We start from the raw sequence: 11585 nt of genomic DNA, 5'->3' as shown, positions 1-11585 counted from the left end.
CCAGCGCGGGGCAAGCCCGCTCACTACAAGACCAGGTTTGTACAAACAACCTACCGCTTCACAAGATGCCATCACTTTGCATCTATCCCCCCGCCCCCGACTAGCGTAAAAAAGTGCCCCTTACTCCGTGAAGTCAGAGGCCCGCTATGCCTGTCGCCGTCATTGATGGACAACCGCTGCACTACATTGACCAGGGCACCGGCCCGGTCGTCCTGCTGGGTTCAAGCTACCTGTGGGACGCCGGCATGTGGTCGCCGCAGATCGAAGCGCTGTCGCAACAATACCGTGTGATCGTGCCGGAGCTATGGGGCCACGGAGAATCCGGTGCGCTGCCCGCGAAGACCCATTCGCTGGACGACCTCGCGCGCCAAACCCTGGCCCTGCTCGACCAGTTGGACATCCCGCAGATCAACCTGGTGGGGCTCTCGGTCGGCGGTATGTGGGGCGCACGCCTGGCGCTGCTGGCCCCCGAGCGAATCAACAGCCTGGTGCTGATGGACACCTACCTGGGCGCCGAGCCCGAGGCCACGCGCCAGTACTACTTTTCGCTGTTCAAGATGATCGAAGACGCCGGTGCCATCCCCGAGCCGCTGCTGGATGTGGTCGCGCCGATCTTCTTCCGCCCGGGTATCGACCGTGAATCAGCGCTGTACCAGGATTTCCGCCGGCAATTGCAGGGTTACTCCAAGGAGCGCCTGTTGCAGAGCATCGTGCCCCTGGGTCGGCTGATCTTCAGTCGCGAAGACGTGCTGGAGCAACTGCCGCGCCTGGACGCCGACACCACCTTGGTGATGTGCGGCGAGCAGGACAAACCGCGCCCTCCCGCCGAGTCCGAAGAGATGGCGGGCCTGATCGGTTGCAGCCTGATCCTGATTCCTGAAGCCGGCCATATCAGCGCCAGGGAAAACCCGGACTTCGTCAACGAAGCCCTGCTGACCTTCCTCGCCAACAACGCCTGACCCGCCCTCCCCTGTGGTCGTCGCACTCACGCGGCGATCACAGGCGGAAGTGCCCCACCATGCCCTTGAGTTCCGCGCCCAACTGCGCCAGTTGAATACTCGACGCGGCGTTGCCCTGCATGCTCAGCGCCGACTGATCGGCACTGGCGCGAATGCTGGTGACGCTGCGGTTGATCTCTTCGGCCACCGAGCTTTGCTCCTCGGCCGCCGCGGCAATCTGCTGGTTCATCTGCTGGATCAACGACACCGCCACCGCAATGCTGCCCAAGGCACTTTCGGTTTCCAGGGCATCGCTCACTGCCAGCTTCACCAACTCGCCGCTTTGCTGGATCTGCTGCACGGATGACTGGGCCGCACTGCGCAAGGTACTGACCAGTCGTTCGATTTCTTCAGTGGATTGCTGGGTACGCTTGGCCAGGGCCCGCACTTCGTCAGCGACCACCGCAAAACCACGGCCCTGCTCGCCGGCACGGGCGGCTTCGATGGCGGCGTTGAGGGCCAGCAGGTTGGTCTGTTCGGCCACGCTCTTGATCACACTCAACACGCTGCCGATGTGCTGAATTTCCGCGCTCAAGCTCTCGATGCTGGCGCTGGCAGAGGTGCTGGAAGCGGCCAGCAATTCAATGCGCTGCAAACTCTGGCGCACCACCTGCTGGCCGCTGTCGACTTTGTCATCGGCGGTCTGCGCGGCTTGCGCGGCCTCTTCGGCGTTGCGCGCCACATCGTGCACAGTAGCGGTCATCTGGTTCATCGCCGTGGCGACCTGTTCGGTTTCTTCTTTCTGGCTGCTGACCTCGACGTTGGTCTGCTCGGTGACGCTGGACAATGAATGCGCCGAACTGGCCAGTTGCTCGATACCGGCTTGCAGGCCGCTGACCATCTGGCTAAGCCCATTACCCATCTGTTGCATCGCCTGCATCAACTGGCCGATTTCATCACGACGGCTGACCTCCATGCGCCCACTCAAATCGCCGTCGGCAATCTGCTGGGCTACCGCAATCACACTGCGCAGCGGCGCAACGATCAAACGGGTGATCACCCACGCCGCTATCAACCCCACCAACAACGCCAAAGCCGAAGAGCCGATGATCAGCATCGCGCTTTTTTTCAACTGCGCCTGCATCGACTGGTCTTCGGCGTCGTAGGCCTGGTTGACCCGACTGACGACCTCACCCGCCCGATCATGCAGCTGCTTGTAGACCACCTTTTCCTGCGCCAACAGCCCGGTGTACTCGCCGAGCTTTTCACTGAACGCGGCGATATGCCCGGCCACTTCGTTAAGCACGGTCTGGTAGCCGGAATCCTTGACTGCGGTTTTCAGTTGCTCGACCTGGGCGAGGGCCTGGTCGGCTTGCTCGATCTTGCCCTGCTCACCATTGTCCTCATCGACTTTTCGGCTCTGGTTCAAGCGTACGTGGGCTTCATTCATGGCTTGCAGCATCAGGCGCGACACCTGGCTGACCTGCCCCGCCTGCTCGATGAACTCGGCGCCTTCCTTGCCCTGGCTTTCCTTCAAGCCATAGGCGCCGTCATCCGCCAGCCCGGCCTGCAACACGTCAAGGTTGTTGGCCACGCTGGACACCGACCAACTGGCCATCTCCAACGCCAGGTCTTTGGTTTGGGTCAATTCGACAAACTCATCGAACGCCTTGCGGTAGGCGGCCAAGGCCTGTTCGACATCGGTCATGACCGGCACATTGGCCGCGGACTGGGCCTTGAGACTGGCCGCAAGCGCCGCCAAGGCATCAACGCTTTCATGCAGGGCATCGACGGCTTTGGGGTCGGCGTGCAGCGCGTAGTCCTGCTCGATCAGGCGCACCTTGAGCAAGCCGCTGTTAAGCGACGACATGGCCTTGAGGCCTTCGAAACGCTGGCCAACGGTTTGCAGGGACCACACCCCGATCGCCGCGACCAAGGCCGTCAACAGCAATACCAGGGTGAAACCCAAGCCCAGCTTTTTTGCCATACCAAGGTTGGCGAATTGTCGTTGCACGGCCGAAATCATTGCACTTGAATCCTCTTGCAATGGCGGTTGCCATCGAGCCCGGTTTACACAGGCGAGATTCGCAACCACAAGGCACTGAACACAAGTCGTTGGCGCCACAATAATGGCAAAAAGCTACACGCTCGTCGTTTTCAGAATGGTCGAGGTCGATCTGGCAGGCCCCATGGCGCGGAACAACGCCAAGGCCCGTTGATCATCGGCATACGCCACATTGATGCGCAGCCACTCACTGGGCTCGCTGGTTGGGCTGAACAGCGCTCCCGGCGACAATAAAACCCCGAGTCGCCGGGCACATACCTGCAACCGCGATGAGTCCCGTGCCCCCGGTCGCGCCCACACGAACATACCGCCGGCAGGCGCGGTGAACACCTCCCACTCCTCGTCCTCCAGCACCTGCAGCGTAGCTGTCATTTGCGTATTCAACCGCTTGCGCAAACGCTGTACCCATTTGCGATAAGTACCATTCGCCAGCAGCGTGGCCACCACCGCTTCGGCAAAGCGTGAGGTGCCGAAACCGGTCAGGGTCTTGAGGCTGGCCAACTGCGTGATGATCGCGGCGCTGGCGCTCAGGTAACCCACGCGCAAGGCACTGCTCAAGGTCTTGGAAAAGCTGGCGACGTAGATCACCCGGTCATCATGGGGCAATGCCGAAAGCCGCGTGCAACTGGCGTGTTGCAAGTCGCCAAGCACATCCTCTTCGATGATCAGGAAATTGTCGCGTCGCGCCAGCGCCAGCAAGCGCTCGGCGACCGCGCGGCTCAGGCTGGAGCCGGTGGGGTTGTGATACAGGCTGTTGATGAACAGGCACTTGGGCCGGTGTCGCTGCAGCAGCGCTTCCAGCGCCGGAATGTCCGGGCCCGCGGGGGTTCGCGGCACGTGCAGCAGTTGCACACCGTGGAATGCCAATTGCCTATAGAGGTTGGCGTACCCTGGCGTTTCGACCACCACGCAGTCGCCGGCCTTGAGCAAGGTGCGTATCAGCAAGTCCTGGGCATGACTCGCGCCCGCCGTGGTGAGGATACGGTCCTGGTGGGCCGCAATCTGGATTCGGCTCAGCCGCTTGAGCAGTTGCTCGCGCAGCGCCGGCAACCCCAGTGGCGTGCTGTAGTTGAACAGGCCGGCGGTGTCGGTACGGGTGACTTCACGAATCGCATAACTGATGTCATCGCTTTCACGCCAGGCATCGGGCAACCAGCCGCAGCCCAGCTTCAGCTCTCCCAGTGGACTATCGACAAAGCCGCCCCATTCCCGCTCGGCGCCTTCGTACCACTGGCCCTCATGCAGGGCCGGTGGCTGAGCCACGCTGAAACCCGAGCCCGGCTTGGAAACCAGCACACCCTGGGCGACCATCCGCTCGAACGCCTCGATCACGCTGGATTGGCTGAGCAGGTTATCGAGGGCCACCTGTCGAATGGACGGTAAGCGTGTGCCGGGGCTCACTCCACTTGTGCGAATCCATTGCGCCACTGCGCTGATGATTTGCTGCACCACCGGTACAAGGGCTTGTCGATCGATCCCTAAATCCATGCGCCACTCACTTCAACTGTCTGTTATTCAACCCAGAACAGTTAAGCACAGAAGCGCATTTCGGCCGCTCGCCAAGTTTTATTAAAGTATTGATTTTATTAGATTATTTACCTTCTGATACACATTCCGGCAGGGCACGGTGCCAGCTATGGAAACGCCCCACAGCCCCCCAAACCTTTTCGAATGAAGGGCGGCGTGAGGTCCTAGATCGCGGTCGCACCACCGTCCACCGCCAACGCTTGGCCCGTGGTAAAGGCCGCGCCGTCGCTGCACAGATAAAGCACCGCACTGGCGATTTCCTCAACCTTGCCGATGCGCCCGACCGGGTGCATGGCGGCGGCAAACTCAGCCTTGCGGGGGTCGGCTTCATAGGCGCGCCGGAACATATCCGTATCGATCACCGCTGGACAGACCGCGTTGACGCGGATTTTCTTCTTCGCATACTCGATGGCCGCCGATTTGGTCAGGCCGATCACCGCATGTTTGGAGGCCGCATAAATGCTCATCTTCGGCGCCGCCCCCAGGCCCGCGACCGAGGCGGTGTTGACGATCGCCCCGCCGCCCTGGGCCAGCAACAGCGGCAACTGGTGCTTCATGCACAACCACACGCCCTTGACGTTGACGCCCATGATCGCGTCGAACTCATCCAGGCTGCCATCGGCCAGCTTGCCCTTTTCGATCTCGATACCGGCGTTATTGAAGGCGTAGTCCAGGCGACCGTAGGCGGCGATGGTCTGGGCCATCAATTGCTGCACATCCGCCTCCAGCGTGACGTTGCAGCGCACGAACAGCGCCTCACCGCCGGCCTGGTGGATCAGGGCGACAGTGCCCTCGCCGCCCGCCACGTCCAGGTCTGCAACCACGACCTTCAAGCCTTCGGCGGCGAACGCCAGCGCGGTGGCGCGGCCAATACCGGCAGCGGCGCCAGTCACCAGGGCGACCTGGCCGGAAAACGTCATGCTCATAGAAGATGTCCTGTGGGAGAAATTAGCCGTGGGTCGAGTCTAGCCAACGCCGCGCGGGACGCGTCAGCACTATCAAACCGCCGGTTGGCGCCGCATGGATTGCAGTGATAAAAGGCACCGGACGACTATCAGCAACGCCTATCGACCGCCATTCGCACCCTCGGTGAACCTTGCCCCCGGCGCGTTCAAGGTCTATCACTTCAGGTTCATTTCCAGAAGAGTCGCTGCCATGACCGCCCAGACCAACCGCCAATTCCTGCTCGCCAAGCGCCCGGTCGGCGCAGCCACCCGGGACACCTTCACTTACCAGGAAGTCCCGGTAGGCGCGCCCCAGGATGGCCAGGTGCTGGTGCGCAACGAATACCTGTCCCTCGACCCGGCCATGCGCGGCTGGATGAATGAAGGCAAGTCCTACATTCCGCCGGTCGGCATCGGTGAAGTGATGCGCGCGTTGGGTGTGGGCAAAGTAATTGCGTCGAACAACCCGAAGTTCGCCGTCGGCGACTACGTCAATGGCGCGCTGGGCGTGCAGGATTATTTCCTGGGCGAACCGCGTGGCTTCTACAAGGTCGATCCGAAGCTCGCGCCGTTGCCGCGCTACCTGTCCGCCCTGGGCATGACGGGCATGACCGCCTACTTTGCGCTGCTGGACACGGGTGCGCCCAAGGCCGGCGAAACCGTGGTGATCTCCGGTGCAGCCGGTGCCGTGGGCAGCATTGCCGGGCAGATCGCCAAGCTCAAGGGTTGCCGCGTAGTGGGCATTGCCGGCGGCGCCGACAAGTGCAAGTTCCTCGTGGATGAACTGGGCTTCGATGCCGCCATCGACTACAAAAGCGAAGACGTGCCCGCTGCCCTCAAGCGCGAGTGCCCAAAGGGCGTGGACGTGTATTTCGATAACGTCGGTGGCGATATTCTCGACGCCGTCCTCAGCCGCCTGGCACTGAAAGCCCGCGTAGTCATCTGCGGTGCCATCAGCCAGTACAACAACAAGGAAGCCGTGAAAGGCCCGGCCAATTACTTGTCACTGCTGGTCAATCGCGCGCGCATGGAGGGTTTTGTAGTCATGGATCACGCCGCAGGCTTTGCCGCTGCTGGCCAGGAAATGGCCGGCTGGATGGCCCAGGGCAAGCTCAAGAGCAAGGAAGATATTGTGGAGGGGCTGGAGACGTTCCCGGAGACGCTGATGAAGCTGTTCAACGGCGAGAACTTCGGCAAGTTGGTACTGAAGGTCAACTGACACACTGTGGATCGAATTGTGGGAGCGGGCTTGCTCGCGAAAGCGGTGGATCAGCCAACTGATGTAATGACTGAAACTCCGCATTCGCGAGCAAGCCCGCTCCCACATTTTTTACCAGGTTCGACCTGAAATCAGGCGATCTCGGCAACCACTGCCGCCAACGCCTTGGCCGGATCCGCCGCCTGGCTGATCGGCCGCCCGATCACCAGGTAATCAGAACCCGCGTCCAGCGCCTGACGCGGCGTCAGAATACGCCGCTGGTCATCCTGTGCGCTGCCCGCCGGACGAATCCCCGGCGTCACCAACTGCAACGAAGGGTGCGCAGTCTTCAGCGCCTGGGCCTCCAGCGCCGAACACACCAGGCCATCGAGACCGGCTTTCTGCGCCAGGGCAGCCAGGCGCAGCACCTGCTCCTGGGGCTCGATATCCAGACCGATACCGGCCAGGTCTTCACGTTCCATGCTGGTGAGCACGGTCACGCCGATCAACAAAGGCTTGGGACCGCTGCGCTGTTCCAGCACCTCACGGCAAGCACTCATCATGCGCAGGCCGCCGGAGCAGTGCACATTGACCATCCACACGCCCATTTCGGCGGCGGCCTTGACCGCCATGGCGGTGGTGTTGGGGATATCGTGGAATTTAAGGTCGAGGAACACCTCGAAGCCTTTATCACGCAGGGTGCCGACGATTTCCGCCGCACAACTGGTGAACAATTCCTTGCCGACCTTGACCCGGCAAAGCTTCGGGTCCAACTGGTCAGCCAGCTTCAGTGCGGCGTCACGAGTGGGGTAATCCAGGGCGACGATGATAGGAGTCTGGCAGACGGACATTGGAATGGGCTCTCAGGCAAGTCGAAATCGGCGCGGATTGTAGCGCAAGCGGCGCCGTTGCGGGATCCGATGATCGGTAAATACTGACCAAGCGCCATCGGGCGGGCATTTTCTCCAATTATTTCAAAGCTGATACATTCACGACATGCCCCCAACACGCCCCACGGCTAGCCTCGCTCGCACGACCCACCGACCAGCACTTCCAGCCATGGGGCTGGACGCCTATGCTGACCGCAACGACCAGGCAGATGATCGCATTATGCAGACCCCTTCCGTCTCTTTGAACGACGAGCAAAAAGGCGCGGTGATCGCCGATGACAAGCGCTGGAACACCCGCGCGCTGATCGTTGACGACGATGTGCCGATCCGCGAACTGCTGATCGACTACCTCGCCCGCTTCGGCATCCTGGCCACTGGCGTCACCGACGGCACCGCCATGCGCCAGGCCATGCAGGCTGAAACCTTCGATGTGGTGGTGCTCGACCTGATGCTGCCCGGTGAAGATGGCCTGTCGCTGTGCCGCTGGCTGCGTGCGGAGTCGGACATTCCGATCCTGATGCTCACCGCCCGCTGCGAGCCGACGGACCGCATCATCGGCCTGGAGCTGGGCGCTGACGACTATATGTCCAAGCCGTTCGAGCCGCGTGAGCTGGTAGCACGGATCCAGACCATCCTGCGCCGTGTACGTGATGACCGCACCGAACAGCGCGCCAACATCCGCTTCGACACCTGGCGCCTCAACAGCGTGTTGCGCCAACTGGTGGCCGACGATGGCCTGGTGGTGCCGCTGTCCAACGCGGAATTCCGCCTGCTGTGGGTGTTCATCGAGCGTCCGCGCCGGGTGTTGAGCCGCGAGCAGTTGCTGGATGCCGCCCGTGGCCGCTCCATTGAAGCCTTTGATCGCAGCATCGACTTGCTGGTGTCACGCCTGCGGCAAAAACTCGGGGACGATCCTAAAGCCCCGCAACTGATCAAGACCGTGCGCGGCGAAGGCTACCTGTTCGATGCGCGGGATATCGGTTGATGCGCAACGCCCTCAACACGCTGTTCGGTCGACTGTTTGGCGTGTTGCTGGTGGCGATTGTGCTGGCCCATGTGCTGGCAATCTCATGGTTTCGCTATTACGGCCCACCCCCGCCGCCGCCCCAGGAAACCTTTGTCGAACAGCCCGACGGCACGATGAAGCTCCTGCCCAAGCACAAACGTCCGTGGTTTGGCGGCCCGGTGGTGCCGCTGACGTTCCAGTTCATCTCGTTGATCATCGCCGCCTGGTACGGCGCCAAGTTGCTGAGCCGGCCGATTCAGCGCCTGAGCGAAGCCGCCGAGCGCTTGAGCCTGGACCTCGACAGCCCGCCCCTCGACGAGTCGGGACCGCGTGAGGCCCAGCAGGCCGCGTCGACCTTCAACCTGATGCAACGGCGCATCCGCGAACAGGTCAGCCAACGCGCGCGCATGCTCGGCGCGGTCTCCCATGACCTGCGCACCCCGCTCTCGCGCCTCAAGCTGCGCCTGGAACAGATCGAAGACACCAAGCTGCAAGGCCAGATGCGCCAGGACCTGGACGATATGATCGGCATGCTCGACGCCACCCTGAGCTACCTGCACGAACAACGCACCAGCGAAACCCGGCACTGGCTCGACGTGCAGGCGTTGGTCGAGTCCATGAGCGAAAACGCCCAGGACCAAGGCTGCGACGTACAATTCGCCGGCACCTGCGCGCCGCTGCAGGTGCAGCCGATGGCCTTGCGTTCGTGCCTCAACAACCTGATCGACAATGCCCTGCGCTATGCCGGTACGGCGCGCATCGAGCTGACGGACAGCCGCGAGGCCTTGGTGATTCGCGTGATCGACCATGGCCCCGGCATCGCCGTCGACAAGCGCGAGGCGGTGTTCGAGCCGTTCTATCGGTTGGAAGGCTCACGCAATCGTAACTCCGGCGGCGTCGGCCTGGGCATGACGATTTCCAAGGAAGCCGCCGAACGCCTCGGCGGTCGGCTGCACCTGGAGGACACCCCCGGCGGTGGCTTGACCGCCGTGATGTGGTTGCCCAGGGCTTAAAGCGGTTTGTCTTCCCGACGCCCTTGGGCCTGGGTCGCGCTCCAATCCATCAACAGGCTGTAGGCCACCGCCAGCAGGGTCGGGCCGATAAACAGGCCGATGAACCCAAACGCGATCAAACCGCCGAACACGCCAAGCAACACGATCACCAGCGGCAGGTTGCCGCCACGGCTGATCAGGTAGGGCTTGAGCACGTTGTCCACGCCGCTGATGATGAAGGTGCCCCACACGCCGAGGAACACCGCGTAGGTGTAATCACCCTTCCACGCCAGCCAGGCCGTGGCCGGGATCCACACCAGCGGCGGGCCCATGGGGATCAGGCTGAGCAGGAAGGTGACGATACCCAGCACCAATGCACCCGGTACGCCGGCGATCCAGAAGCCGATCAACGCCAACAGCGCTTGGGCAGCGGCGGTGCCGATCACGCCGTTGACCACCCGCTGCACGGTGCCGGCCACCAGTTCGATGTAGTAGCCGGCGCGATCGCCGATCAAGCGTTCCAGCAGGCGGTGGACGAACATCGCCAGGCGCGGCCCATCCCGATAGAAAAAGAATACGAATACCAGGCTCAGGGTCAGTTCTAGAATCCCGCCACCGATTTGCGCACTGCGCGCCAGCAACCAATTACCCACCTGCCCCAGATAGGGCTTGATGCTGACCATCAACGCTGCGCCCTGCTGATCAATGCTGTCCCACATGCCCACCAGCCGCTCGCCGACAAAGGGGATCGAGCCGAGCCAGGCAGGCGCCTCCGGCAAGCCGTCGACCTGGATATCCTTGATCAATGCGGTTGCATCGCGCACATGGTCCGCGAGGTTGAAGCCCAGCCATACCAGCGGCAGCGCCACCAGCAACATCCAACCCAACGTCAGGATGCCGGCGGCCAAGGATTCGCGACCACCCAGCCAACGAATGAGCAGGACCATCAGCGGCCAACTGGCAAACGCCAGCACCGCGCCCCAGAACAGCGCCGACCAGAACGGCGCCATCACCCAGAAGCTGGCACCGAACAGCACCAGCAGCAGGATTTGCACCAGTAGGCGATCGTTATTGAGCATGTAGGATCTCGAAAGGAAGACTGTAGGAAGACAGCTTAGGCGAACGGCACGGGTCCGTTCGCCCTGTTACGCCTAGCGTATCAGATGCAGGTGCAGGCCCTTGGCGTCACCTGTGCCGGTTTCCATGCGTGCAGCGCGCACGCCTTTGTCGACCAACGCCTGGCGCCAGGCTTCGGCGGTCGGGCCGGTCAGGCTCACGCGCAACGTGGCATCCAGGTTCAGGCCACGGGAAATCAGGGTCAGCCAGGTGTCGTCAGGCTCGCCGCCCAATGCCGGGAAATCCAGCTCACCGGTGCTTTTCAACTCACGCAGCAGGGTCGCCGAGGTGGGCAGCAGTTCGGACAGCGGCGCGTTGGCGTCCAACTGTTCTACGTGCAGGTAGGCGCGGCGGTTGCCACGGGTGATGCCGTACAGCGCCACCAGGGAGTTTTCCTGGGGAGCCGCGAGGCGCAGCAGCAGGTATTCCTGCTGCCCGTCGGCACCGACCAGCTTGGCGTTGCCGAACACTTCATTGGCCCACAGGCTGCTTTCGCCGCAATCGCGCGCCTGACACCAGAACAACAACTGCGCGCCCTTCTCCTGCAAGGCTTCACGCGTCGCCTTGAACGCGGCGCTGGAGCTGTGCTCGGCGGGCAGTTCATAGGTGATGGCGGTGGTTTGGCCACGGGCGGTGGCCTGGCCTTCATAACGCAACTGGCCGCTGATCTTGCGGATCGCGCCCATGGGGTAGATGCGTTCTTTTTCTTCGGCGGGACGGTAGTCGACGATTTGCGAGTCGACCTGGCGGGCCACGGTGGGCAGGTCCTGGCTGCCCGGTACGTCGGCGGCGAATACCAGTGGGCTCAAAAGGCTCAAGCCCAGGATACGGATACATCCGTTACGCACGCTCATAAGATCAACGAGCCCTGGCCATCGGAGGTCGCAGCGGTGTTGAGTTTGTTCATGG

Annotated in this window: 10 protein-coding genes and 1 pseudogene; 4 read left to right on the top strand and 7 right to left on the bottom strand. The window is 62.3% G+C overall.

Going from position 1 to position 11585, the window contains the following annotated elements; all coding sequences use genetic code 11:
• Window positions 1-146: 146 nt before the first annotated feature.
• Window positions 147-959 carry an alpha/beta fold hydrolase gene (locus HX812_RS12465; RefSeq protein ID WP_038847207.1) on the top strand — a complete coding sequence of 271 codons (813 nt, stop codon included), beginning with the start codon at window positions 147-149 and terminating at the stop codon, window positions 957-959.
• Between the two features lie 37 nt (window positions 960-996).
• Here HX812_RS12465 and HX812_RS32400 read toward each other — a convergent pair whose 3' ends face one another.
• The 4 genes and pseudogenes from HX812_RS32400 to HX812_RS12450 all read right to left on the bottom strand — a co-directional run bounded on the left by HX812_RS32400 (window position 997) and on the right by HX812_RS12450 (window position 5456).
• Entirely contained in the window at window positions 997-1839 is an 843-nt protein-coding gene (locus HX812_RS32400; protein ID WP_370590780.1) for a methyl-accepting chemotaxis protein, read from the bottom strand.
• 15 nt (window positions 1840-1854) lie between these two features.
• Window positions 1855-2055, bottom strand: a pseudogene (locus HX812_RS32395) (HAMP domain-containing protein); the annotation flags it as partial.
• Window positions 2056-3078: 1023 nt separating this feature from the next.
• The gene (locus tag HX812_RS12455; protein WP_038847203.1) at window positions 3079-4491 is read right to left on the bottom strand and encodes a PLP-dependent aminotransferase family protein; all 1413 of its coding nucleotides are present in this window, start codon (window positions 4489-4491) and stop codon (window positions 3079-3081) included.
• A 203-nt stretch (window positions 4492-4694) separates the two neighbouring features.
• On the bottom strand, window positions 4695-5456 hold the full coding sequence (locus HX812_RS12450; protein ID WP_033897656.1) for an SDR family oxidoreductase: 762 nt from the start codon (window positions 5454-5456) through the stop codon (window positions 4695-4697).
• Between the two features lie 229 nt (window positions 5457-5685).
• On the opposite strand from HX812_RS12450, the gene HX812_RS12445 reads away from it, so the two are divergent.
• Window positions 5686-6693, top strand: coding sequence for an NADP-dependent oxidoreductase (locus tag HX812_RS12445; protein WP_038847201.1), 1008 nt, complete (start codon window positions 5686-5688; stop codon window positions 6691-6693).
• A gap of 131 nt (window positions 6694-6824) precedes the next feature.
• On the opposite strand, the gene pyrF is transcribed toward HX812_RS12445, so the two are convergent.
• Window positions 6825-7523 (bottom strand): orotidine-5'-phosphate decarboxylase, encoded by a 699-nt coding sequence (gene pyrF / locus HX812_RS12440; protein ID WP_010211681.1) that lies wholly within the window; start codon window positions 7521-7523, stop codon window positions 6825-6827.
• 259 nt (window positions 7524-7782) lie between these two features.
• Here pyrF and HX812_RS12435 point away from each other — a divergent pair, with 259 nt between their 5' ends.
• Both HX812_RS12435 and HX812_RS12430 read left to right on the top strand, forming a co-directional pair.
• On the top strand, window positions 7783-8547 hold the full coding sequence (locus HX812_RS12435) for a response regulator (protein WP_033897703.1): 765 nt from the start codon (window positions 7783-7785) through the stop codon (window positions 8545-8547).
• A complete protein-coding gene (locus HX812_RS12430; RefSeq protein ID WP_038843946.1) occupies window positions 8547-9581 on the top strand; it encodes a HAMP domain-containing sensor histidine kinase in 1035 nt (344 codons plus the stop codon). The genes HX812_RS12435 and HX812_RS12430 overlap by 1 nt, the downstream gene beginning before the upstream one ends.
• On the opposite strand, the gene HX812_RS12425 is transcribed toward HX812_RS12430, so the two are convergent.
• Together HX812_RS12425 and HX812_RS12420 are read right to left on the bottom strand one after the other, a co-directional pair.
• On the bottom strand, window positions 9578-10639 hold the full coding sequence (locus HX812_RS12425) for an AI-2E family transporter (protein ID WP_038843948.1): 1062 nt from the start codon (window positions 10637-10639) through the stop codon (window positions 9578-9580). The two genes, HX812_RS12430 and HX812_RS12425, sit on opposite strands and share 4 nt — an antisense overlap.
• Window positions 10640-10711: 72 nt before the next feature.
• A complete protein-coding gene (locus tag HX812_RS12420; protein WP_038843950.1) occupies window positions 10712-11530 on the bottom strand; it encodes a DUF4892 domain-containing protein in 819 nt (272 codons plus the stop codon).
• Between the last annotated feature and the right edge of the window lie 55 nt (window positions 11531-11585).

Source organism: Pseudomonas sp. IPO3749 (assembly GCF_013386605.1).
GTDB classification, from domain to species: domain Bacteria; phylum Pseudomonadota; class Gammaproteobacteria; order Pseudomonadales; family Pseudomonadaceae; genus Aquipseudomonas; species Aquipseudomonas azotoformans_A.
The sequence above is the reverse complement of the archived record's forward strand: the minus strand, read 5'-3'. Positions and strand labels throughout refer to the sequence as shown.

What these genes read in the sequence shown, in the direction of transcription:
- HX812_RS12435 (WP_033897703.1), top strand. Translation starts at nt 7,783, where the DNA reads ATGCAGACCCCTTCCGTCTCTTTGAACGACGAGCAAAAAGGCGCGGTG.
- HX812_RS12430 (WP_038843946.1), top strand. Translation starts at nt 8,547, where the DNA reads ATGCGCAACGCCCTCAACACGCTGTTCGGTCGACTGTTTGGCGTGTTG.
- HX812_RS12455 (WP_038847203.1), bottom strand. Translation starts at nt 4,491, where the DNA reads ATGGATTTAGGGATCGATCGACAAGCCCTTGTACCGGTGGTGCAGCAA.
- pyrF (WP_010211681.1), bottom strand. Translation starts at nt 7,523, where the DNA reads ATGTCCGTCTGCCAGACTCCTATCATCGTCGCCCTGGATTACCCCACT.
- HX812_RS12465 (WP_038847207.1), top strand. Translation starts at nt 147, where the DNA reads ATGCCTGTCGCCGTCATTGATGGACAACCGCTGCACTACATTGACCAG.
- HX812_RS12445 (WP_038847201.1), top strand. Translation starts at nt 5,686, where the DNA reads ATGACCGCCCAGACCAACCGCCAATTCCTGCTCGCCAAGCGCCCGGTC.
- HX812_RS32400 (WP_370590780.1), bottom strand. Translation starts at nt 1,839, where the DNA reads ATGGTCAGCGGCCTGCAAGCCGGTATCGAGCAACTGGCCAGTTCGGCG.
- HX812_RS12420 (WP_038843950.1), bottom strand. Translation starts at nt 11,530, where the DNA reads ATGAGCGTGCGTAACGGATGTATCCGTATCCTGGGCTTGAGCCTTTTG.
- HX812_RS12450 (WP_033897656.1), bottom strand. Translation starts at nt 5,456, where the DNA reads ATGAGCATGACGTTTTCCGGCCAGGTCGCCCTGGTGACTGGCGCCGCT.
- HX812_RS12425 (WP_038843948.1), bottom strand. Translation starts at nt 10,639, where the DNA reads ATGCTCAATAACGATCGCCTACTGGTGCAAATCCTGCTGCTGGTGCTG.